Origin of the sequence: Vibrio sp. 10N.261.51.A3 (assembly GCF_041471965.1) — a bacterium.
Lineage (GTDB): Bacteria > Pseudomonadota > Gammaproteobacteria > Enterobacterales > Vibrionaceae > Vibrio > Vibrio crassostreae_C.
In genome coordinates this window covers 14,423-38,765 of sequence record NZ_JBFRPK010000012.1, presented here as the reverse complement: position 1 = coordinate 38,765, position 24,343 = coordinate 14,423, and the positions used below count along the sequence as shown (strand labels likewise).

The window sequence follows — 24,343 nt, the reverse complement described above, 5'->3', positions numbered from 1 at the left end:
GTTTCAACTGAAACGTTTTAAAGCTAAAAGTTTTCTTAGCTAAAGCTTCTCAAAGCAAACAATTCTAAACTGAGCAAATCGTATTCGCTCACACGTCATACCAAAACTATCCTCATTAAAGTTCGCGAAGATAAACGAGTACGTTTACCATGTTACTTAGTTCTCGATACTTTAATGAGGTTCAATGAACTTTCTCGCACACCTTCACATCGCCAAGCACTGTAACAGTAACTTAGCAGGTAACCTGTTAGGTGATTTTGTTAAAGGCGACCCTAATAAACACTATTCTGATTCCCTTTCTGACGGTATTAGGCTTCATCGATTTGTTGATAGCTATACTGATCGTCATGATGTATCTCGTTCTGCAAAATCACTTTTCTCAGACCAAACACGACGCTTTGCGCCTATCGCACTCGATGTGTTTTGGGATCACTGCTTAGCCAATCATTGGGCTCAGTTTTCACAGCAGACATTAGAACGTTTTTGTTTAGATAGCCATGAGCAGATCTTTGAACATCAAGAGCCACACTGGCCAGAAAATTTCGTTATGGTTCATCAGAAAATGGCTGAGCATCGATGGTTAGAGAGCTATCAAGACATGTCGTCTATAGAGGTGGTATTGCAGCGAATGGCGTTGAGAAGGCCTAAGCTCGGTATGCTCGAGGCATGTTACGATGACCTCGAACGTCACTACGATACGTTGCAGTGTCACTTTAATGAGCTTTATCCCAACGTTTTAGAAGAAGCGAAGCAGTTTAATGCGCTTCAAATGAAGAAAAATCAAAAGGAAAGGTAAACAGCGTAATGCAGGTTTGCTACAATCCGCGCCTATTTAATCTTTGAGCATCATACTATGTCTGAATCTACAAAATCTTTTAACCAACTAGGATTATCTGAGCATCTTCTTGCCACGCTGTCTGAGCTTAATTTTACGGCTCCTACCAGTGTTCAAGAACAAGCGATTCCATTGGTATTAGAAGGCAAAGATGTACTTGCTGGTGCTCAAACGGGTACAGGTAAAACGGCCGCGTTTGGTTTACCGATTATTCAAAGATTAATCGAGACAAAAGACAATGTTATTCCGAACCCTAAGCTCGTTCGTGCGCTTGTGTTAGTACCAACTCGTGAATTGGCACAACAGGTTTTCGATAACTTAACTAGCTACGCAAAGGGCACCGACATTAAAGTCGTGGTGGCTTACGGCGGCGTTAGCATGAAGGTTCAAACTGATAACCTACGCGGTGGTGCAGATATCCTGGTCGCGACGCCTGGTCGTCTTATTGATCACATGTTCACTAGAAACATCATGTTGAGCCAAACGGAAGTACTGGTACTGGATGAAGCTGACCGTATGTTAGATATGGGTTTCATGCCTGACATCAAACGTATTCTTTCTCGCATGAATGAAGTGCGTCAAACCCTGTTCTTCTCTGCAACGTTTGATAACAAAATCAAAGCGATTGCACACCGTATGATGCAAAAGCCAAGTGAAATTCAAGTTACGCCAAAAAACAGCACCGCTGAAACCGTAACACAGATGGTTTACCCGGTAGATAAGTCGCGTAAAAGTGAATTGTTAGCGTATTTGATTGGCTCAAAAAACTGGCAACAAGTGTTGGTGTTCACAAAGACCAAGCAGGGTACTGATGCTCTCGTTAAAGAGCTAAAGTTAGACGGCATTAAAGCGGCATCAATCAATGGCGATAAGAGCCAGGGTGCGCGTCAAAAAGCCCTGGACGATTTCAAGTCAGGCAAAGTTCGTGCGTTGATCGCAACCGACGTGGCAGCTCGTGGTATTGATATCCAGCAGCTAGAACAAGTTGTGAACTATGACATGCCATTCAAAGCCGAAGATTATGTTCACCGCATTGGACGAACTGGGCGTGCAGGTAACAGCGGTTTAGCGATCTCTTTGATGAGTCAAGATGAAGCTTACCTATTGGGTGACATTGAGCGATTACTTGATACGCGCTTGCCTCAAGAGTGGCTGGAGGGCTTTGAACCAAGCCTAGAAAAAGATCTAGCCCCCGATCGTGGTGGTCGCAGCAAGAGCCGTTCATCAGAAAAACGTAAGATGAAAGCAAAGCTTAAGATTCATCAAAATCGCGGTAAAGCTCGTCGCTAAAAAGCTGGACAAAGCTCTAGTTTAAAGATCTCTACATATAAAAATGCGCCGTTGCAGTTAGTTCTGTAACGGCGCATTTTTGTTTCAAGTAAATCAAATTACGACCAAGGAAGATAAAAACACTGGATTAATGATGTTCTTGGTTGCACTTCCATACACAGGGCACTTCATAAATCAGCTCTTCAATCGAGGTTGGATTTAGAACCCACTCTTCACCAATATTGAACTTGCTTACCATCTGCGTGTTGAAAAGGTGCCAATGCTTAAGTAGGGCGTCTTCGGGTGAGGTGACCATATCACCTTCATTCCAAGTGCTTTCCATAAAGGGAGTGAGACATACTGCTCCGTGCGCATACATGATCATTTGCCACTTAATCTCATAAATGTTGATCAAGCTCTCTGGATTCGCATCGTTATACTGTTCAGCTAACATGTTGATTTCTTTTTCGACATCGCCAACATTGTCGATAAAGTAATCGACCAAGTTATCTTTTTGACGAACAGAGTCAGTGATAAGTTGCATCGGTTTTCGTGAGTGAATCATGTTGCTAAAGAGGCGCATACTAAATAAATAGATAGTAATGTTTGGTGCGACGCCTTTTGGTAACTCTTCCATAATCTTAGCAATATAAGACTGAAAATAGGCGTGTAAACAATCGCTTATCGCATGCCAGATTTTTTCTTTGCTGCCAAAGTGGTGGCGAATAAGGCTATGCGATACACCGGCTTTCTCACTGATGTTACGAAGCGAAACGCTATCATAACCCTGCTCACAGAACATATCCGCAGCAACACCCATGATCAAAAATCTAGTCTCTTCAGCGTCTTTTGCGCTTCTTCTACCTTGTTTCTTTTCGGTCATCTTCATTTCACATAATTACCTGATTACAACATTCTACACTGTTTTTACTGAAATAAAAAATACTGCACAAGTGGAAAGTAAAGCTTGAGAATTATTTAATATTAAATATACTGCCCGCCTGTGTAATAAATCATAATAATTAAACGGAGAGGCATCATGCAGTTCAATTTGTCGATCAATGCCATATCGAGCAAGCGCATGGGAGCTGTTATTGCAGCACTATTGCTCGCAGGCTCTCTAACTGGATGTGACAAAGTTCAGTCAGAGGAAAATGTGCAGGTAATCAAGCCAGTCAAGCTGTTCGAAATCCCACAACAGACTGATATTGATCTCGATAGCTTCATTGCAAAGGTTGATGCAACCGACCGTGCGGCACTTTCTTTCCAAGTGGGTGGAGATATAGAAACCTTCGATGTTCGTATGGGACAAGAAGTGAAGAAAGGTCAGGTGTTAGCCGTATTAGACGCGACGGATTACCGTATTGCCGTTGACGCAGCCCAAGCTAAATTTGATCTGGCGAACAGCCAATACAAACAAGCTTCTGAGTTGTATGCGAAAAAACTGGTCAGTACCGATTACTACGACCAAGCCGTAAACACCTTTACTGCCGCTGAAGTTGAGTTGGACCAAGCAAAAACAAACCTTGGCTACACTACCTTAGTTGCTCCATTCGATGGCGTGGTATCGATGGTGTTTGGAAAGCAATATCAATTGATCGCAGAAAAGCAGCCTGTACTGAATATTTTGAATCACAGTGAAATGGATGTGACGTTTTCAATTCCAGTATCAAAGCTTGAAGACCGTTCTATTCAAGACCTAACGAGCTCAAACATGTGGGTTGTGATGGACAGCCACCGCGGCATTCGTATCCCGACTCGCTTTAAAGAAATCTCAACGCAACCAGATGAAGATACCAACAGCTACCAAGCGGTTGTGTCTATCGAAAAGCCAGAAGGCATCAATCTACTTTCTGGTATGACAGCGCAAGTTGAAGTTCAGAAAAGTAAATCTGACTACGGCATTGGTATTGTGGATTCAGCTTGGTTAAACAAAGACGTAGCCCATGGTGAACTATGGCGTTATAACCCTGACTCTCAACTGATTTCTAAAGTACAAGTCCTTCTTGATGAGCAAGGCAAGGTTATCGACGGATTGTCGTCTGGTGACCTTATCGTTGAAGCGGGTGTGGATGTGTTATCAGACGGACAACAAGTAAAAGCTTGGCTTCGTGAGGGCGGTATTTAATGAACCTTTCAAAATTATCAGTTGTTGTCGCGTCGGTTCTGTTACTTCAAGCCTGTAACAATGAAGCTGTTCACCGTGAACAACCACCTTTGTTGGTTTCTACCTTTGAAGTTGGCGCACCGCTTACTAATCAGTTCAGAAGTTTTAATGGACAGGTGATGCCAGCTGAATTGACTCCCTTGGCATTTAAGCTAGCAGGCGAAATCCAACAAGTCTTGGTAGAAGCCGGTGACAACGTCGAAAAAGGCCAGCTACTTGCAACCTTAGACAACGCAACGTATCTCCAAGATCTGACTGATGCTAACTCTCAATTCAAACTGGCGAGCAAGCAGTTGGCCCGTGGTACGGAGATGTTTGGTAGCAAGATGTTGTCGCAGTCAGAGTTAGACCAACTAACGGCTAACTATAAGCTGGCATCGGCGAATTTGGCAGCTGCAGAACGCAAGCTAAGTTACACAGAGCTTTTAGCGCCATTTTCCGGGACCGTTTCTACCGTGGACAAGCAACGATTCGAAAATACGACGCCTGGAGAAACACTACTGAGTGTGTACCAGAACGACAAGGTGTATGTGCGAATTCAAGTATCAGATTCGATCTTGGCGTCAATTAGCCCAGACATGCGTTCAAATAGCTATCGTCCTGAGGCGACCTTTGGCGGTCACACAGGCCAATATCCACTGACGTATCTAGAACACACCAGTGAACTGCACCCACAATCCCGTACCTACGAATTTTGGATGCAGATGCAGCAGCCTGAAAGTGAAATTCTGCCGGGCACGAGCGTTACGGTCAATGTAGATATGGCGAAAGCGGGCCTGAGCGATGTTCAAGGCTACCAATTACCAATGACAACGCTAGAAGCGGGCTCTGAAGCGAATCAGTTCTATGTGTGGAAAATGGAAGACGGACAAGCATTCAAAAGCGAAGTAGAAGTCGACAAGATCAGTGGCCAAGGCGCACTCATCGCTCATGGTGTTGAGCAAGGTGAGCTACTCGTAAATTCGAATTTAAGAAAACTCCGTGACGGAATCCAATTGTCAGGAAAAGCAGAATGAACATCGCAGAATATTCAATAAAGAACAAAGTAATCAGCTGGCTGTTTCTAGTCATTTTGGCCATTGGCGGTGTGACGTCTTTTGGTAATCTATCCCGTTTAGAAGACCCAGCTTTTACCATTAAAGATGCCATGATTATTTCAACTTACCCTGGCGCTACGTCGATGGAAGTTGAGGAAGAACTGACTTACCCCCTTGAGAAAGAGATAAGACAGCTGCCTTATATCGACAAGATCACTTCGACCTCGTCGAATGGCATGTCTCAAATCATGGTCAGCATGAAGATGGACTATGGTCCGGATGAGCTGCCTCAAATCTGGGATGAAATGCGTCGTAAGATCAACGACCTACAGCCAATGCTGCCGAGTGGTGTTAACTCTGTTCAGATCATCGATGATTTTGGTGATGTGTTTGGTGTGATGATCATGCTGACCGGTGATGGTTACGATTACGTTGAGCTCAAACAGTACGCAGATTACCTAACGCGTGAAATCGAACTGGTCGACGGTGTCGGTAAAGTAAGCATTGCAGGTGACCAACAAGAACAACTGTTTGTTGAGATGTCACTGGAACGCTTAGCCGCATTGAACCTAGATATGTCGACGGTTACGTCACTGCTAGCACAGCAAAACAGTGTGGTATCGGCAGGCGAGGTGATGCTGAATGGTCAAAGCCTTACGATCAAGCCAAACGGCACCTTAAGCACGGTTGAAGAACTAGAAAACCTGATCATTCATGGTCGCGATACAGGTAACCTGATTCGCTTGAAAGATGTCGCTGAAGTAACTCGTGGTATTCAAGAAAAGCCGGGCAATGTATTAACGTACAACGGTAAACCAGCAATCAACTTGGGTATTGCGTTCTCTTCTGGTGTAAACGTGGTTGAGATTGGTAAAGCACTGGATGCGGAACTGGATCGCCTAGAAAGCATTAAGCCAGCGGGTGTAGAACTGAATTACTTCTACAACCAAGCGCAAGAAGTAGACAAATCTGTGGCTGACTTCTTAATCAGCCTAGTTGAAGCGGTAGCCATCGTTATCATTGTATTGTTGTTCGCAATGGGCTTACGCAGTGGTTTGATCATCGGTTTGGTTCTTCTATTGACGGTATTCGGTACCTTCATCCTGATGGATTACAACGATGTTGAACTGCACCGCATCTCTCTGGGGGCACTGATCATCGCGCTGGGTATGCTGGTGGATAATGCGATTGTTGTCGTTGAAGGTATTTTGGTGGGCTTGAAGAAAGGCAAAACCAAGCTTCAAGCAGCGAAAGACATCGTCAAGCAAACACAATGGCCACTGTTAGGTGCGACCATTATCGCTATCACAGCGTTTGCACCGATTGGTTTGTCGAAGGATGCGACAGGCGAATTCATGGGTTCACTGTTTTGGGTACTGTGTTTCTCACTGTTTTTGAGTTGGGTAACTGCACTAACACTAACGCCATTCCTTGCCGAGATGTTGCTTAAAGAAGAAGACAAGGTTGATGAGAACGAAGACCCATACAAAGGCATCCTGTTTGTGGTATTCGGTGCGTGTCTGAAAGTAGCACTTCGATTTAGATGGCTTACTGTAGTTAGTATGGTCGCTCTATTAGCAGTTTCTGTCGTCGGTTTTGGTATGGTGAAGCAGCAGTTCTTCCCGCCGTCAAATACCCCAATGTTTTACGTAGACATGTGGATGCCAGAAGGCACAGATGTTCGTGAAACCATCAAGCAGACTGAAAAGGTTGAAAGCTACATTCGCCAGCAAGACAACGTTGAGTTTGTAACGACAACGGTTGGGCAGGGCATGCAACGTTTCGCTCTGACATACCAACCAGAGAAAAGCTATGAAGCGTACGCTCAGTTACAAGTAAGAACGACTGACCGCGACACCATGTTTAAGGCGTTAGAGACGCTAGACAAAGACTTAGCAAACGAATTTGAACAACCGACGTTCCAGTTCAAGTTGATTGAATTTGGTCCGTCACCCGCTTCAAAAATTGAAGCGCGTATTATCGGTGCCGATCCACAAGTACTGCGTAACATTGCAGTTGAAGTCGAAGACATCTTGCTTGCCGATCCAGGCTCTCGAAATGTTCGTCATGACTGGCGTGAACGCACTAAAGAACTTGTACCACTGTTCAACGAATCTAAGGCTCGTCGCCTAGGCATTTCAAAAACTGACTTGTCTGAGACATTACAGATGGCGTTTGGCGGTTACAACATCGGCCTACTGCGTGATGGTACTCATATGTTACCTATCGTGGCACGCCTGCCTGAAGAAGAGCGTTTTGATTTTGAATCACTAAACAATGTGAAGATCTGGAGCCCATCACTGCAAACCTACATTCCTGTAGAACAAGTGATTGATGGGGTTGAGCTTCAATGGTCTGAGCCACTGATTCAACGTCGTGACAGAAAGCGTACGCTAACGGTTCTGGCTGATCACGATGTATTAGGTGATGAAACACCAGCTAGCTTGTTTGCTCGCGTAAAACCAAAGGTTGAAGCACTCGATTTACCAGCAGGTTACAACATTAGTTGGGGCGGTGAGTACGAGAGTTCTAAAGATGCACAAGAATCTCTATTTGGTTCACTGCCAATGGGTTACTTGCTGATGTTTATCATCACTATGCTTCTGTTTAACTCGGTTCGTAAGCCACTTGTGATTTGGTTTACGGTGCCACTCTCTATCATTGGTGTTTCGATTGGTCTGTTAGGTACTAATATGCCATTCAGCTTCACAGCGTTCTTAGGACTATTGAGTCTAAGTGGCATGATTTTGAAGAACGGTATCGTACTGCTTGACCAGATCAACAGTGAGCTACAAACAGGTAAAGACCCATATTTAGCGGTTGTCGACAGCGCGATCAGTCGTGTGCGACCGGTATCTATGGCAGCACTAACAACTATCTTGGGCATGATTCCCTTGGTATTCGATGCATTTTTCGGCTCGATGGCGATTACCATCATGGCAGGCTTAGGCTTTGCTACCGTACTAACACTAATAGTAGTACCGGTGATGTTCGCTATTTTATATAGAATCAAACCGTCCACTGCGGGTTATTAGGGAATGATATAAAACAGATTCTTTTAAGCCAGCCCAGTCAAATTCGACTGGGCTTTTTTATACCTGTTGTCCCGTCCTGAAATGTGTTTACACGTGAGAGCGGCAAATAGGTACGAATAGATAAGCATTAAAAAAGCCGCTACCCAATGGGCAAGCGGCTTTAAGAACAATAGGGCGATTCTAAATTGCTAGCCGTATGTCTAATTCAATCGGCTTTGGCATGGCTAAGTGGTAGCCTTGATACATATTGAAGCCTAAGCCCTGCATCGCTTCGAGTTGTTGTTGGGTTTCAATACCTTCAATCACTGTCTTTGCGCCAATTTGGTTTGCAAGATCAAGTACTAACTCCATTTCTCGAGTGTCGCCTTGTTCAAAGTCCAACATAACCGAGCGATCTATCTTGATGATATGAGGGTTAATGTGACGAACGCGCTGTTCGGTTGATGCTTGTGTTCCAAAATCATCGACCGCTATTTGAAAGCCATTATCCGCAAGCGAAAGGGCGGCATCTTTCAAACGCTCTTCACTTTCTGCATTCAACTCTACCAACTCCATCACTATCTGTTCGCATGAAAGGTTAAGCTCGTGAAGGCGTTTAGCTAATAAGCTATCGCTGACCTTTTCTGCAGCAAACAACTCACCAACGTTTGGAAGAACGTTCAAAAATAGGTGTAAATGACGGATTGTCGATTGTGCGAAGTTACGGATATGAATCGCTCGACTCAACCTCTCGACATTGATTTTGTCTGTGCTTGAGGTTTCGTCGGAATGGAAGAAGTGATCAGGACGAACAATATCACCTTTGTTATTTGAAATGCGCACCAAAGCCTCGACACCTATTTGAGTCATAGAAGAGTCGAATATAGGTTGATAGACGCTTCTAAGCGTCAGGTCTTGGTATTTCGCAATAAACTGCATATCAGCATCTACGGATATACAGCTAATAAATTCACTTCTGTCTGATAAAATCATAGTCGCTAATAAAGAGGGGTTATTCAATGGCGGACGTACATGTCTCGGCTGTCACAATATTGACAGGTGTAAGTAAATTGTCAATTAATAAAAACTCATTTGTAGAGCCAATATTTAATTAAATATAATTAACGAAAAAACAGCATGATAATTGATATTAGTCATTAAAATTATTTATCATTCACCATTAATAATGATTATTGTGAATTTAATCTCTGAGTAATCTATCTCATATCAACATCAATCAATATAAGCTTTCAGCGTAAATACACCAGTTAAAAGTAGGGACAAAGCCCCAGGTTATGGGGGAATGTCAAAGTTGCAATATCAACAAGCAGCTCCGTTTGCATATAAATGATATCTACTTCTCAAAATATGAATGATGATCTGATAAGTTATTATTTTATTGAAGATAAACTTTGATTGATTATTGGGCAGGGCTTGATATGTGTTTCTATAAAATATTGGGATAGAGGTCTAACAATGTACTTTCAAAACTGAACGAAAAAGTTGACCCGTATTCCTACTGCCATTGAAGTACCGCATAAAGTTGCAGGTATTTACGAACCAGTTGTTGATTTCCTGACCGTTTTAAAGGGTGTCCAAATTTAATGAAGCAAGGGCTGATTTTAAAATTATTATTTAAGTCAGTAGCGAATTGAGAATCACTCTCTCTTAGCGTGATACCTTGTTGGCTATATTCCGTGATCTCGTCTGGGAGTTCACCCATCCACCAATGCAATAATTCACCACTGTTTTTACTTCGGCTAATCCAATGGTCGGAGACAATGATCAAAACGTCATTGGGTTGAATGGAAAATCCATACTCTTGTTGCCAATTATGGATGTCCAACATCAACTTTCTACGACAGGTTTTCCCGGCGCTCACCATATGATGACTGATCATCCAAACGGTACCGATTTCGGAAGATATTCGGAAGTGTCGAGGCGTTTCTCTAGAGGAAAGCATTTCAAGTGGGCTGATGTTGCTTGCATGATTAAAGCTAACGAAGGTGTGCTCCATTCGGCGGGCAAATGCCTTACCTATATGATGCTCACTGATCCCTTGATTGTGTACAGTAGGGTAGTGGCGTTCACAGAGCTTTAGGCAATCGTCTTGAAACTGATTAACGCTTTTAATCACTAGATCTAATAACAATGAAGTCCCTTATACACAGCTACTATCTTATTGATGGGCAATAGTACGGTAATTGCGGTTCCGTTACCTATCGTCAAAGTGCGAGTTCTTGATCTCTCTATCAAAATTAACCATTGCTGAGTGATTTTATGGATAGCACTGGCGCTCTACTGGTCTGTATTCTAAATTATGAGGAATTCTAGTTAGTTACCTCGACTATAGTCTAGTCAGCAAATCACAATTGATCTACTTACTCTTTATTTGGAAACATTCATGACCATTCAATTAGATTCGAAACAAAAGTCTGAGCTTACTCATACGCTCCAAAAGTACCTGCAAGATGAACTTGATGTGGAGCTTGGTCAGTTCGACACGGAATTCTTGGTCGACTTCATCAGCAAAAAGTTTGGTGCTGTTTACTACAATAAGGGGATAGAAGACGCTCAGAAAGTGATGGAACGCAAAATGTTAGACATCTCAGATGAGCTCTACGAAATCGAGCAAATTGTTGAAATTTAACGTTTAGCCCAAACTTGTTCAAATAATTTGAATAACTCGTTTAATTTGCAATGATGTAACTATTGTAAAGCTTGGTAAATAATATGTTACACAAACTTAGTGTAGGGTACGCTTTTCAAAACTACACGATTCGTTAACATTCGGAAGAGATGCATGGACAACAACGTTAGAAATTACAACCCTTTAGCTAGAGCGATGCATTGGATTTCAGCTCTCGCAGTATTTGGCTTATTTGGTGTAGGCCTGTGGATGGTTGATCTTTCATATTACAGCGAGTGGTACAAAACAGCGCCAGACTATCACCGCTCGGTAGGCATTCTTTTGGCTACTGTTACTGTTATCCGCTTGGTTTGGAAACTAGTTACCGCGTCACCTAAAGTAGAAGGTAAAAGCTATGAAGTTGCAGCAGCGAAGATCGCTCACGGCTTTATGTACATTAACTTAGCGGTTTTATTTATTTCAGGTTATTTGATTTCAACATCAGATGGCCGCGGGATCGACGTATTCAATTGGTTCACTGTACCAAGTATGGGTGAACTGTTTGCAAACCAATCTGATCTCGCAGGAACGATTCACTACTATGCTGCATGGGTACTGATCATCATGGCATCAGTACACGCCTTAGCGGCGATAAAACACCACGTTATCGACAAAGACGATACGCTACGAAAAATGATAGGAGCTTCAAAATGAAAAAGTCAATTATCGCTACAGGATTAGCATTTGCAATGGCAATGCCTTTCGCTGCGAACGCCGCTGATTACGTGATTGATACAAAAGGTGCGCATGCTTCAGTTAACTTTAAAGTTAGCCACCTGGGTTACAGCTTTATCCAAGGTCGTTTTAACACATTCTCAGGTGACTTCTCATTTGATGAAAGCAACGTTGAAGCGTCTACAGTAAACGTAACGGTTGATACTACAAGCCTTGATTCAAACCACGCAGAACGTGATAAGCATATCCGTAGCGGCGATTTCATCGATGCTGGTAAGTTCTCTGATGCGACATTCAACAGCACGAAAGTTGTTGATAAAGGCGACGGCAAACTTGAAGTAATGGGTGACCTTAAACTTCACGGTGTAACTAAGCCTATCGTTATCGAAGCTGAATTCATCGGTGCTGGTCAAGACCCATGGGGCGGTGAGCGTGCAGGTTTCGTTGGTACAACTCGTCTAGAACTTGCTGACTTCAACATTCCAGTAATGGGCGCTTCAAGCTATGTAGATATGGATCTACACGTTGAAGGTGTAAAGAAGTAATCTAGCTTTCTAGCTCTCTGACAGGTATCAACATTTTTTAGAGACATCAAAAGTTTGGTCGATACTAAATAGGTCAGTATTTAGAAATAGAGAAAGGCGCAAAGTTTTCACTTTGCGCCTTTTTTATTGAGATAAATGGCAACGCGTTTAGGTCTGTTTTGTGTCAAACCGTTTAGTACGTTAAAAGCCACCGTTTACCTCTAGCCAGTCAACGTTGCCATGACTGAGTTATCTAATTGAACTACTAATCCCTAATAGTTCAACTTAAGATTAGTTAAGCCGTTTCTAGTTCAGCTTGTGGAACCACGTTTAGTCGGTCACCGTAGATTGGACGTAGTGCTTGCATCACTTCAATGCGAGTCAACACACCCACCATTACGCCGTTTTCTAACACTGGAAGCATATGTGGTTGGCTTACTTTCATCGCTTTTGCACGCTCTTCTAGAGAAAGAGATGTCAGGCGAGTTGCGAAGCCCATGCTTGTCGTCGGGTACAGTTGCTCTTTGTCGATGCATAGGAACTCAGCAACGTCCACTAGCTTGTCGTTTGCGTCGATTGCCACAACGTCACGGCTCATTAGGTCTACAACTTTTTGGCCTTTAGTTGGGATGTAATCTTGGCACCAAAGGTCAACCATTACGTCATGAACAGAGAAGATACCCACTAGACGACCTTCAACATCGCAAACAGGAGCGCTAACAAGTTGCGCGTCTAAAAGTGTATCAATCGCGACTGATGTTGGCATTTCTACGCTTAGTGTAATTGGTTGAGTGTTCATGATTTGCTTGATAGTAGTTGCTGTGTTCATAGTAATTTCCTTAACTGACGTAATTTCTGTTGTTTGTGTAATAGCGGTAATTTTTGCTGCTTTAAGTTGTGGGCGACGGTAGATGCTCCAGTTAGCTAAGCCGACCAATACTGAACCACCTACGATGTTGCCGATTGTCACTGGTATTAAGTTTGCGGTGACAAATTGCATGACGTTTAGGTCTGCATACTGGGCTGGTGTTGCGCCGATTTGCATCCAGAAGCTTTCTGGTGCGAATGCTTGAATCGTGATGCCTAGCGGAACCATGAACATATTCGCCACACAGTGTTCAAAGCCTGAGCTTACGAACATTGCAACGGGTAACACGGTCATCATTGCTTTAGTCATTGCGTTAGCAGAGCTGAACGTTAACCAAATCGCTAAACACACCAACAAGTTACAAAGCACTCCCAAAGCAAACGCTTGAACTGGGGTGTGGTGTAGCTTGTGTTGAGCAATGTTTAGAGCGTTTAAGCCCCATTGCCCGCCATCCAGTTGATACAAGCCTGCTGCGCTTACCAAAGCCAATAGGAACATGGCACCGATAAAGTTGCCGACATACACCTTGCCCCAGATAGACAGCATCTTCGTGAAGGTGATTTGCTTGTTCGCCCATGAGATGCTGGATAACACTGAGCTGGTAAATAGCTCACCACCGCAAATCACAATCAAGATCAAACCCATACTGAATGCAAGACCGCCGGCTAAGCGACTCAATCCCCATCCAGCATCAGCGCTGCCCGTGGTTACCGTGATGTAGAACAAAAAAGCAAGCCCGATGAATGCGCCAGCCATGATTGCCAAACTCAATGTCATGCTGCTGGTTTTATTTGCTTTACTTAATGCAAACTTCTCTGCTTCCGCCATCATTTCTGTTGGTGAGAACAGTTGATGATTTTCAGAAGTGCTGGTTGCCATATCCCCCCCTTGAACAATCCGTCATGTGTAATTCCTAGTGTTAATGACTTGGTTAATCCGTAATGGTTAATCAGTAATGTTTTGCAGGGCTCGTTGTGTCCTGCCATTCCAGATTAGGGCGTTGAGGGGTAGAGGTAAAATTGATAATTTTTAGAAACCACATCAAATTTATTGATATAGATTTGGTTACGCGTAGAATGAAATTGATTGCTCATTGGCTTTATAAAAAACGAGCATCAGGACACAAATAATTAAAAGCATTAAGGATGAATTTTGCGTTATTCATTAAAGCAACTCGCGGTATTTGATGCAGTAGCAGACTCCGGGAGCGTTAGTCAGGCAGCAGACAAATTGGCGTTGACTCAGTCAGCAACAAGTATGTCTCTTGCACAGTTGGAAAAAATGCTCGGCAGGCCTTTGTTTGAAAGGCAGGGCAAGCAAATGGCCCTGACTCATTGGGGCATGTGGTTAAGACCAAAAGCGAAGCGTTTACTGCAAGATGCGCAGCAAATTGAGATGGGTTTTTACGAGCAGCATTTGTTGAGTGGCGAACTCAAATTAGGTGCTAGCCAAACTCCAGCGGAACACCTCGTTCCGGATCTCATCAGTATTATTGATAACGACTTTCCTGAGATGCGAATCTCGCTTGGCGTGCAAAGTACCGACGCAGTCATTGATGGTGTATTAGATTATCAATATGACTTGGGTGTTATCGAAGGTCGTTGTGATGACAACCGAGTTCACCAAGAAGTGTGGTGTACCGACCATTTAACGGTGGTTGCATCGGCTCATCACCCGTTTGCGAAGCGTGAACGAGTCAGCTTGGCACAATTAGAACAAGCAAAGTGGGTATTACGCGAACATGGTTCGGGTACTCGCAAAGTTTTTGATAGCTCTATTCACCATTTAATTGGCGATCTCGATGTATGGCGAGAGTATGAACACGTTCCTGTTTTAAGAAGTTTGGTTGCAAACGGCCCATATTTAACGTGTTTACCTTATCTCGATGTCGAACAGTTTGTTGAGTCTGGTCAACTGGTCACATTAAATGTCCCTGAGCTTGAAATGGAAAGAACCTTGTCCTTTATTTGGCGTGCAGATATGTCTGAGAACCCACTTGCTGAGTGTATTAAGCGAGAAGGTAAGCGCATGATGAAAGGCAAGCCATCGGTTCTGTAACGATAAATTGATAAAATACTGATAACCAAATATGTTGAATAAGCGATTTCGGTCTCTATCTAGTGATAAATTCACATCTGCATACATTATTAATGTGATCGTGATCGGCTAAATAAGGGCTATCTTCCCATAGTATGCTTACTTGATTTTAAGTGAGGCTAAATCCGGTTGCGTTCAATTACGTAATTAGGCTTTAGAAATAGTATGAGTACATTAGTCGCGATTTCATTAACAACAGGTATTTTGTCAGGTCTATGGGGATGGATTGCTATCTCTTTCGGCTTATTGTCATGGGCAGGTTTCTTAGGTTGCACCAGTTACTTTGCTTCGCCAACAGGCGGCGTTAAAGGACTAGCAGGTAGCTTATTGACCAACATGACTGGCGTATTCTGGGCAATGGTGATTATCGAAAGCTCAACCTTCGCAGGGTTAGAGATTTTAGGTTACATGATTACTGCTATTGTGGCTTTCTTTATGTGTATTCAAGCGAAACAAGTGTGGCTAGGTTATATCCCAGGCACCTTCATTGGTTGCTGTGCGACGTTTGCTGCAGGTGGTGATTGGCAACTTGTAGTGCCATCTTTACTGCTTGGTGGTGTATTTGGATACTTGATGAAAGCAACGGGGCTATGGCTTCACGAGAAATCGACTCAATCTTCGGAAGTTGTTGAACAACACGCTAAACAGGCAAAGGCTTAATTCGTTAACCTAACCTTAGTTAGTCACTGTGAACTCTTGCAAGATAACCCCCAATTAATTTGTATATCGATTTATACAGGCACACCGTTTGGTGTGCCTTTTTTGGTTGAGGCGACTAGCTAAATATTTCATCAGTAGAGCAACTGATAGCATCTATAAAACAAATTATGTTTAGGTATTTCCATTCGCCATGGTGATCACGCGTTTTAATGTCCACCTTAATAAAAGCGGAATGCATTCTTGTCCTTGATTCTCGCAATGAGAAACAATGGCGAGTGCAAGGTCGGGTTTTGCATGTTTCTTCAATACCTTGGCAACCACTTTCTTCGGAGGGATAGGGTGATCGTATGGAATCTTAACCATGTCACGGAAAAAGCTCTCAAACCCATTCATATAAAGGTAATGCTCGATATCTTTATCTGGCAGTTCGGTGAGTCTGTGTCTTTCCTGATCATTACCGAGTTTCGATAACACTGTCGCGGCATACTTTTTACCGGCGGCATCGCCGTCAGTCACCACATGCCAATCAATACCAAACTCTTGTGCAACCTTAATCAGCGCCTTAAGTCCTGATTGGGCGAACTCAATAATCTGCACACCTTCCGCTGCTAGGTTATAGCCACATTGGTTGGCAAGTTCATTGAACAACCAAACCTCAGTTTCACCTTCTACTAATAGCCAACAGCGAGCAAATAGTGCCCCAGAGCGGTGGAAGCGGATATGAAAACCAATTCGACGAAGTTCATCCTTACTGAAATGGTTCATGTTGAGTTGATTGGCGATGGTTTTATCTGACTGACGAACCAAGCGACGAATAGATTGAAGTGGAACAGCTGCAAGTAGGTCGCCACTGTTGGTGGTGAGGATTTTCTGCATGGGCAATTTCTGCATTAAGCTCCAAGCCCTTGCCAAGTGCGTTGGGTGTAATCGACCTTCTGGATCTTCAAGGATCAAAAGAGGGCGCGCACATCGTCTTAGGTCGTTTGGCCCTTTAGCTTGTAGATAAGCGTTAAGTAACCCCATGAATAATAAGCGGGTTTGTTTATTTTTGGTCTCTTCGACGAGTTGATGAATGCTCTGATCATTGGCGCCAGCAGAATAAAGTAATCCGTCTCGCTGTTTTCTAGGGTTGCGACGAGAAGTACTTTTGAAAGAAAAATAGTGCTCAATCAAACTTTGCATCGACTCTAGGCTACTGCGCATTTCACCTTTATTCACATGACCAGGAATCGCCATTAGACGACGGCAGGTGTTGTCGATTCGTTTTTCTATTCTTGCTTGTCGACCATTACCGTTATTGGCGCCGTTTCCATTTGTTGTGCCATTGCTCGTGTGATGGTTCCCGTTCCCGTTTGAATTTGCATTAGTTGCGTGAATATTAGTCGGCAGGTGAGCATTGTGGTTAAGGGACTTGCCGTTGAAAGGACGATCAAAGTGCCTTGCATCACGCAAACGGATAACGGGATGTAAGGTCATTAATTCTTGAGCAAGCTTTTCTGAATGATGAAGCTTGAGCGGATTACCGTCCAAACTAAGAAATGCATAGTGTGTTGTTGTCTCATACTGTTCTAACGTCGCGCTGATTCGGTAATAGATGCGAAATACGCCAAACTCATCCTGAACCCAAATAGGTTTGAGTTTGCGATAACGACCTGCGTTAAGTTCGCTCTTATCGTTAGCTTTTAAGGCTAGAACAATTTGAAGATGTTGAGACTGTGGATGTGAAACAGAGTAATCGACATGAAAATCGGTCATTTCAAAGTGATATGGCACACCGTCTGAGGGCAGAACGACGGAAAGGGCATCCAATAATGAAGACTTACCCCAAGTATTTTCACCAATAAGCGTGGTTAGCTCGTCAAACGCGAGTGACATGCGCTTGATACCTCGAAAGCCAGAAATCTCGATTCTTTCTAGTTGCATAGGCTTACTCCTAACGGAAGGCTCTGCTAATTATTTGAAAGCTAACAGATATCTTTAATCATAATCGAAAAATCCAAATCCGGTATGCTCACCTGTCACAAAACCCGTTGTTTATTAATACGGTGCAAAATGAGATTTTTGATCTATCTCAAGTATTTTTTTGCAGTGCAGTTTCATAAAATTCACGATTCTGTCATGATTCTCGACCTAGTATGAAGGGACAAAGAGAGAAGAAAATATGACTAAAAAGAATAAGCCGACAAAAATAGTGTTGGCACACATCAACGACACCCACTCATACTTTGAACCAACCTCGTTACAGCTATCACTTAAAATGAACAACCACATCATTGAACCTTATGTCAGTGCTGGTGGCTTTGCTCGAATTTCAACACGCTTCAAACAAATAGAACAAGATGCCCAGCGTCAGAAGGTTGGAACCTTGTTCCTGCACGCTGGCGACTGCTTCCAGGGCACGTTGTACTTTTCTTTATTCAAGGGAAAAGCCAACGCAGATTTGTTGAATGCCCTTAATATAGATGCCATGACGCTCGGTAATCACGAGCTAGACATGGGTAATGAGCCCGTTGCGATTTTCGCGAAAAGAATCAAATTCCCACTGTTGGCTGGTAACTGGAATCTATCGAATGAGGATATCAAAAAAACTCATACGCTAGCGGACAACGACATTGTTAAGTCTTATCTGCCTGAAACACGAAGTGCTTCTTTTATGACGAAAGAATTTGATGGCGAGAAGGTCGCAATATTCGGCTTAAGCATCGACAAGATGGCAGGCATTGCTAACCCAGATATCGATACACCGTTTGAAAATGCTTTGGAAACAGCAAAAGCGACCATTGAGCAAATTCATCAAGCAGGCATCAACAAGATTGTGTTACTTAGTCATCTTGGTTACGAAGCTGATTTAGAGTTAGCAGCCAACGTAACAGGTATTGGCGTCATCGTTGGTGGTCATAGTCATCGCTTACAAGGTGATTTCTCTGATATCGGCTTGGTTAAAGATGACGAATACGGTGTGAAAATTGGCGATACCTATGTTGTGCAAGCGGGTTTCCACGCAATGAGCCTAGGACACTGCGAAATCGAGTTCGATTCTCAAGGTAAAGTGACGCACTTCAATGGTAAGAACGAACTGTTATTAGGCCGTCGACTCTTTATAGATGCGAAACTGAGTGAAGTTGGACAAGACGATGCTCACGATATGGCGTGTGAGTTTTTGAATAATCACCCCAATATCGCAGTGTGTAAGAAAGATCCTGAGCTGCAGAGCATTCTGACGGATAAATACCAGCCGCGAGTTCGAAAGCTTCAGCAACAAGTGATTGCTCATGCAGATACCAAACTTCGCCATGTACGCATTCCAGATGATAAAGGCCCGAGTCAACTCGCGCCCTTGGTTGCCCAATCATTTCACTATCTAATGAACAAGAAAGGGCATCAGGTTGACTTTGCCATTCACAACGCAGGTGGTGTTAGAAATTCACTGAATAGCGGCGATGTTTCTGTTGCCGATATTGCCGGAAAACTACTACCGTTTGCCGTACCCATTGGTGTGTATGAAGTAAAAGGTGAAACGATCGCTGGTATGCTTGAAGGTGCAATCAATAACGCGATTGATAATGGTGTCGTGGGCACAGGTTCAGGCAGCTTTCCTTATACGCATAACCTAAGGTTTTGTTACCACAAAGAAGCGCCTTTAGGGCACAGGATTCACCATCTAGAAATCCACTCTGATGATTCAGGTTGGCAAGCTGTTTCTCGCAACCGCATATACCGTGGCGCGTCGTCTGCCTACACAATGAAAGGGAAAGAGGGCTATAACGCTGTGTTGGACATGATAGGTGATGGCACGGTCACCACTGATTCCATGGCAGACTGCTTCATCGAGTTTCTGCAAGACCACCCAGAGTCGCTTCAACTCAATGAACCGTTGAATTGCATGGAGTGTTTTCGATAACTAAAGCTGATACTGATATTTAACACTATTACTTTGGGTTATTTATAAAATTGGCATTGTTTATGCTTTATCTCTACAGGTCGCCTTCTTGTGGAGATATGCATGGATAAGAAAGATTGGTTAGATGCGGTAGTGGTTGTCGGTTGGGTATCAGTTTGGTCAGCGTTAGTGTATTTGGTGCCTACTACAGGTTTGTAATGGTTCTGCGTGCTGGATAAGACTAGCTTTTGAACAGTTGCAGTATTCTTATTATCAATACACGCTATACCTAGCGTAAGTGAAAGAAATAAAAAAGGAGCAGATTGCTCCTTTTTTGCTTTTTCCGTGCAAATTTATATAGACGAAACACAATCAGAGGATTATTATCCACGCGTTTGGGGAGTAGTTAGCGCAAGTTTACATATCGTCATCTCGTTAGGCCAAGAGTCTATCCGGTATGTAAAGGTGAAATCCCATATTTCACTTCAACGAGACCAACGCAATCACAGTCAAGATCCGTAATGGAGCTTGATATGCTTTGTTTGCGGAAGGTCTTTGTACAGTTCTTCCGCCCGGAGGAATAATGAACTCAACTCAATCTCTATTATCTACAAATAGTGAATCCTTTTTTTCATCGCAAATCATGACGACTTATGCGGGCTTTTTCCTGCTGACGGTTATTCTCGTCTCTATTGATATCTATCAGACTCGTGGCGGTAACGTTACTATCAAGAAAGCGGCAATCTGGAGTGTTTCCTGGTTTGTACTTGCGTTTTTGTTTGCTGGCTCTATTTACCTGTTTTGGGACATTTATGCGCCGAACAGTGACTACACAGCGCAAAAAGCAACCGTGTCATTCATTACGGGTTACTTGTTAGAAAAATCCCTTAGCGTAGATAACTTGTTTGTTTTTGCGATGATCTTTGCTCAATACCAAGTTCCTGAGCATCTAAGACCTCGTGCGCTTCTTTGGGGTGTCATTGGTGCATTGGTGCTTCGTGCAATTATGATCGCACTAGGCGCACAGCTATTGGCGGAATACCACTGGGTGCTTTACGTGTTCGCTGCGTTCTTGATTGGTACAGGTATTAAGCTGGCATTAGACAAGGGCGAAGAGGAGAGTGTGAATACTCTGCCTGAAAAGCTACTTCGTAAAGTGATGCCGGTAACAGAGGACTTCCATGGCCCTGCATTAATGGTTAAACAGGGTGCTAAATGGGCATTCACTCCAATGATGTTGGTCATCGGTGCGATCGCAGTCATGGACGTGATGTTTGCATTAGATTCTATCCCTGCGATCTTTGCGGTAACACAAGAACCGTTCTTGGTACTTGCGGCTAACGTGTTTGCGTTACTTGGTCTTCGCTCGTTGTATTTTGTACTGCAAGGTATGATGGACAAGTTCATCTATTTGAAACCCGCGCTTTCATTCATCATGGTGTTCATTGGTGTGAAAATGCTTCTGGTTGATAGCGAGTGGGCTATCCCAACTTACTGGTCATTGGCGGTATTGGTTTCTACGATGACGATTGCGGTTATAGCGTCGGTTTATGCGAAGAAGCCAGGCATTGAACAAGTAAATTAAAAACAAATATAACTTATCGAAAAGTCGATAATGAACACGTGGCTGATGAAGTGGAAAATTTATTTATGTAAATTTTCTGTGACATTGGCCACTGTTGTTTGCGGGGTATTTGTACTAAATGCATGATTTAAACACTATATTGAATTTGTACTCACATAATCTGCATATCTATTTTGTGGCATTGTTAATGGTTTGTTTTATTAGAAAAACTAATCCCAAAATCTAATTTTAGTCATTTTTTAACCTGCAAAAGATCACCTATTATTCTTGTCATCAGAACGAAACACATTAATAAATTTATAGAGAGGCAATCATGGCTCAAGCAGTACAAATGAATACTATCGCTGTTCCTAACTCTATGGATAAGAAAACCTACTCGGTTAACTTCAAAGGATTGATTGCACACATTTTCGATATTCTTTTCGTAGACAACTCTCCACGTAGTTACTACGCAAGCGACCTATCTGGTCACATGCAACGCGATATCGGTATTAACCGTTAATCTCAGCGTTAACATGTAAATATAGAATTTTAAGAAAACGCCAGCTTCTAAAGCTGGCGTTTTTGTATCTGAAATAAACTCAATCTCTTCGTAAACTAAGCACCTGAAAGAAAAACCTAGGCATAACGGTCTGTATTTGAGCGCCATTCAATTCGCTTTGTACAAGGATCTCGGTATGTCACACGCCAAACGCAATTCATCATTGATTAAACTTTGTTTATTTGCCTTACCGATCGGCTTCTATTCCTCAGTGTCGCTTGCACAAACCTGGAGTAATGAAGGCCAGCCCGCACAGGTTATCGAGCTCTTCACCTCTGAAGGTTGTTCAAGTTGTCCACCTGCTGATCAGTACCTCAGTACTTTTGAAGACCATCCAAAACTTTGGACACAAGTTATTCCGCTTGCCTATCACGTCGATTATTGGGATTACTTAGGTTGGGGCGACAAGTTCGCGAGTAAGGCGTTTAGTCAGAAGCAACGCTTGTACAAAGCTTATGGAGTAACAAGTGGGGTTTACACACCCGGCTTTGTTGTCGATGGAAAAGAGTGGCGCGGTTACTTTAACTGGTTAGACAGAACGTTGCCTTCGCTCAAACAACAAAATAACCCCAAGCTAACGGTCAACTATAAAGGCGATACGTTCAGCGTAAGTTACGAAGGCAAAGGGGATTATGTTGCTCATATAGCTTTGCTGGCGATGAACGAAGTCACCAGCGTTAAGGCGGGCGAGAACAGGGGTAAGAAACTCGAACATGATTTTGTTGTGGTTTACGATGGTTATCAGCGTGGTGAGTCTGAATGGCAATTTAATATCAATTTTGAGCCACTTGTCGCTACACCAGACGCAGTCGCTGTTTGGATAAGTGAGCCGAATTCGTATGCACCGGAACAAACGGTAGCAGGTTGGCTGAACTAACTGCAACCCACGCAATTGTGTAGCTGGAATACTCTTAGACGAAGTTGGTACGGCGAGTATCGAGGTTCTCACATCGATAACTTCGCGTCTGACGGATATTAATCAGTGAAATAGAAGCGAAAGGGCGATTTAGTTACGTAATACTGCTGAAATACGTTAATATAGCGCGCTATTATTTTAGCTTTGAGTTCCTGCAATTAATGACTAACACCACTACACCAACCAACTTCTCTGATCTTGGCTTAATCTCTCCTTTGATGGCTCGTTTATCTGAGCTTGAATACCAACAGCCAACGCCTATCCAAGCGCAAGTTATTCCAAGTGTGTTAGCAGGACGCGATTTAATTGCAGGCGCAAATACCGGTTCAGGTAAAACCGCAGCATTTGCTCTTCCACTGTTACAAAAGATTCATGAAGATGCCCCTCTGGACCGTCGTTCAGGCAAAGGTAACTTTGTTTCTGGCCTTATCTTGGTTCCTACTCGTGAACTTGCTAAGCAAGTGGCTGACAGCGTTAAATCTTACGCTGTGCATTTCAATGGCGCGATTAAAACGGTTTGTGTGTTTGGTGGTGTATCGGTAAACACTCAAATGCAGGCTCTACGTGGCGGCACTGATATCTTGGTGGCAACACCGGGTCGTCTGCTTGACCTTATTTCGAGCAACGCTATCAAACTAGATAAAGTGAAAACGTTAGTGCTTGATGAAGCTGACCGAATGCTAAGCCTAGGTTTTACCGAAGAACTTGATGCAATCTTGAAGCTCTTGCCGAGCAAAAAACAAACCTTGTTGTTCTCTGCAACTTTCCCAGAGCAAGTTAAAACGCTGACTCACGAACTTCTAAGCGATCCAATTGAAGTTCAACTTCAAAGTGCCAATGCGAGCACACTGGTTCAACGTGTATTCGAAGTAGAAAAAGGTCGCAAGACAGCGTTACTCGCACACCTAATTCAACAACATGAATGGCGCCAAGCTCTGATCTTCGTTAATGCGAAGAACAGCTGTGAGCACCTAGCAGACAAGCTTTACAAGCGCGGTATCATCGCAGAAGTATTCCACGGCGATAAAGGGCAAGGTTCACGTACTCGTATCCTAGAAGATTTCAAATCTGGCGAGATTGACGTTCTGATCGCGACAGACATCGCGGCACGTGGTCTGGATATTGAGAAGCTTCCAGTGGTAATCAACTTTGACTTACCGCGCAGCCCGTCAGACTACATGCACCGTATCGGCCGAAGTGGTCGTGCAGGTGAAGTTGGTCTTGCGTTATCTCTGATCGATCACGAAGATTACCACCACTTCAAAATCATCGAGAAGAAGAACAAGATTCGTCTTGAGCGTGAGCAAATTGAAGGCTTTGAAGTGGATGAAGAAGCGACAGCTGAACTGATCGCAGCACTAAAACCTGTTGCGCCACCGGCCGGTACTGGCAAGAAGAAAAAGAAGAAGAAAGCTCCAAAAAACCAAGATGTGTGGCTGAACAACAACTGATCTTGAGTCAGTAAACTATATGAGTCAGCAAGCCATATAAATCAATAAGTAATAGACATTCAAAAGGTGCTTAATTGCGCCTTTTTTGTGTCTGTAGGGCTGGGATTTGAGTCGTTAATAAACGACTGTTGTGGT

General features: G+C 43.3%; 20 protein-coding genes. 15 read left to right on the top strand and 5 right to left on the bottom strand.

Annotation, left to right across the window (positions count from 1 at the left end; genetic code table 11):
* Window positions 1-184 precede the first annotated feature (184 nt).
* Entirely contained in the window at window positions 185-796 is a 612-nt protein-coding gene (locus tag AB4371_RS03835; RefSeq protein WP_048612524.1) for an ACP phosphodiesterase, read from the top strand.
* 57 nt (window positions 797-853) lie between these two features.
* Window positions 854-2,125 (top strand): DEAD/DEAH box helicase, encoded by a 1,272-nt coding sequence (locus AB4371_RS03830; RefSeq protein WP_017059829.1) that lies wholly within the window; start codon window positions 854-856, stop codon window positions 2,123-2,125.
* A gap of 127 nt (window positions 2,126-2,252) precedes the next feature.
* Here AB4371_RS03830 and AB4371_RS03825 read toward each other — a convergent pair whose 3' ends face one another.
* Window positions 2,253-2,993 (bottom strand): TetR/AcrR family transcriptional regulator, encoded by a 741-nt coding sequence (locus AB4371_RS03825; protein ID WP_102393232.1) that lies wholly within the window; start codon window positions 2,991-2,993, stop codon window positions 2,253-2,255.
* Window positions 2,994-3,143: 150 nt separating this feature from the next.
* On the opposite strand from AB4371_RS03825, the gene AB4371_RS03820 reads away from it, so the two are divergent.
* The 3 genes from AB4371_RS03820 to AB4371_RS03810 are packed head-to-tail and all read left to right on the top strand — an operon-like array spanning window position 3,144 to window position 8,343.
* Entirely contained in the window at window positions 3,144-4,232 is a 1,089-nt protein-coding gene (locus AB4371_RS03820; protein ID WP_102319710.1) for an efflux RND transporter periplasmic adaptor subunit, read from the top strand.
* Window positions 4,232-5,287 (top strand): efflux RND transporter periplasmic adaptor subunit, encoded by a 1,056-nt coding sequence (locus AB4371_RS03815; protein ID WP_372149016.1) that lies wholly within the window; start codon window positions 4,232-4,234, stop codon window positions 5,285-5,287. Before AB4371_RS03820 ends, AB4371_RS03815 begins: the two co-directional genes overlap by 1 nt.
* Window positions 5,284-8,343: an efflux RND transporter permease subunit gene (locus AB4371_RS03810; protein WP_372149014.1), complete on the top strand. Its 3,060-nt coding sequence runs from the start codon at window positions 5,284-5,286 to the stop codon at window positions 8,341-8,343. The genes AB4371_RS03815 and AB4371_RS03810 overlap by 4 nt, the downstream gene beginning before the upstream one ends.
* A gap of 180 nt (window positions 8,344-8,523) precedes the next feature.
* On the opposite strand, the gene AB4371_RS03805 is transcribed toward AB4371_RS03810, so the two are convergent.
* Complete coding sequence (locus AB4371_RS03805; protein WP_029235240.1) at window positions 8,524-9,261, bottom strand: EAL domain-containing protein; 738 nt, start codon at window positions 9,259-9,261, stop codon at window positions 8,524-8,526.
* A 577-nt stretch (window positions 9,262-9,838) separates the two neighbouring features.
* On the bottom strand, window positions 9,839-10,474 hold the full coding sequence (locus AB4371_RS03800; protein ID WP_017067365.1) for a hypothetical protein: 636 nt from the start codon (window positions 10,472-10,474) through the stop codon (window positions 9,839-9,841).
* A 252-nt stretch (window positions 10,475-10,726) separates the two neighbouring features.
* Between AB4371_RS03800 and AB4371_RS03795 the strand changes: the two genes are divergently transcribed.
* The 3 genes from AB4371_RS03795 to AB4371_RS03785 all read left to right on the top strand — a co-directional run bounded on the left by AB4371_RS03795 (window position 10,727) and on the right by AB4371_RS03785 (window position 12,231).
* Window positions 10,727-10,972, top strand: a complete 246-nt coding sequence (locus AB4371_RS03795) for a DUF2164 domain-containing protein (protein ID WP_017059821.1) — start codon at window positions 10,727-10,729, stop codon at window positions 10,970-10,972.
* Between the two features lie 153 nt (window positions 10,973-11,125).
* Window positions 11,126-11,665: a cytochrome b gene (locus tag AB4371_RS03790; protein WP_017059820.1), complete on the top strand. Its 540-nt coding sequence runs from the start codon at window positions 11,126-11,128 to the stop codon at window positions 11,663-11,665.
* Window positions 11,662-12,231, top strand: a complete 570-nt coding sequence (locus AB4371_RS03785) for a YceI family protein (RefSeq protein ID WP_017059819.1) — start codon at window positions 11,662-11,664, stop codon at window positions 12,229-12,231. Before AB4371_RS03790 ends, AB4371_RS03785 begins: the two co-directional genes overlap by 4 nt.
* Window positions 12,232-12,505: 274 nt before the next feature.
* On the opposite strand, the gene focA is transcribed toward AB4371_RS03785, so the two are convergent.
* On the bottom strand, window positions 12,506-13,957 hold the full coding sequence (focA, locus tag AB4371_RS03780; protein ID WP_050650436.1) for a formate transporter FocA: 1,452 nt from the start codon (window positions 13,955-13,957) through the stop codon (window positions 12,506-12,508).
* Window positions 13,958-14,230: 273 nt separating this feature from the next.
* Between focA and AB4371_RS03775 the strand changes: the two genes are divergently transcribed.
* Together AB4371_RS03775 and AB4371_RS03770 are read left to right on the top strand one after the other, a co-directional pair.
* A complete protein-coding gene (locus tag AB4371_RS03775) occupies window positions 14,231-15,136 on the top strand; it encodes a LysR substrate-binding domain-containing protein (protein WP_017064628.1) in 906 nt (301 codons plus the stop codon).
* A 204-nt stretch (window positions 15,137-15,340) separates the two neighbouring features.
* The gene (locus AB4371_RS03770) at window positions 15,341-15,835 is read left to right on the top strand and encodes a DUF1097 domain-containing protein (RefSeq protein ID WP_102433339.1); all 495 of its coding nucleotides are present in this window, start codon (window positions 15,341-15,343) and stop codon (window positions 15,833-15,835) included.
* Between the two features lie 171 nt (window positions 15,836-16,006).
* Here AB4371_RS03770 and AB4371_RS03765 read toward each other — a convergent pair whose 3' ends face one another.
* Complete coding sequence (locus AB4371_RS03765; RefSeq protein WP_372149012.1) at window positions 16,007-17,758, bottom strand: ATP-dependent endonuclease; 1,752 nt, start codon at window positions 17,756-17,758, stop codon at window positions 16,007-16,009.
* A 238-nt stretch (window positions 17,759-17,996) separates the two neighbouring features.
* Here AB4371_RS03765 and AB4371_RS03760 point away from each other — a divergent pair, with 238 nt between their 5' ends.
* The 5 genes from AB4371_RS03760 (at window position 17,997) to AB4371_RS03740 (ending at window position 24,208) form a co-directional block, all read left to right on the top strand.
* The gene (locus AB4371_RS03760) at window positions 17,997-19,736 is read left to right on the top strand and encodes a bifunctional UDP-sugar hydrolase/5'-nucleotidase (protein WP_372149010.1); all 1,740 of its coding nucleotides are present in this window, start codon (window positions 17,997-17,999) and stop codon (window positions 19,734-19,736) included.
* 562 nt (window positions 19,737-20,298) lie between these two features.
* A complete protein-coding gene (locus AB4371_RS03755; RefSeq protein ID WP_372149008.1) occupies window positions 20,299-21,300 on the top strand; it encodes a TerC/Alx family metal homeostasis membrane protein in 1,002 nt (333 codons plus the stop codon).
* A 313-nt stretch (window positions 21,301-21,613) separates the two neighbouring features.
* Window positions 21,614-21,802, top strand: a complete 189-nt coding sequence (locus AB4371_RS03750) for a hypothetical protein (protein WP_017059812.1) — start codon at window positions 21,614-21,616, stop codon at window positions 21,800-21,802.
* A gap of 175 nt (window positions 21,803-21,977) precedes the next feature.
* A complete protein-coding gene (locus tag AB4371_RS03745) occupies window positions 21,978-22,718 on the top strand; it encodes a DUF1223 domain-containing protein (RefSeq protein WP_372149005.1) in 741 nt (246 codons plus the stop codon).
* Window positions 22,719-22,918: 200 nt separating this feature from the next.
* Window positions 22,919-24,208, top strand: coding sequence for a DEAD/DEAH box helicase (locus AB4371_RS03740; RefSeq protein WP_017059810.1), 1,290 nt, complete (start codon window positions 22,919-22,921; stop codon window positions 24,206-24,208).
* The last annotated feature ends 135 nt before the right edge of the window (window positions 24,209-24,343 follow it).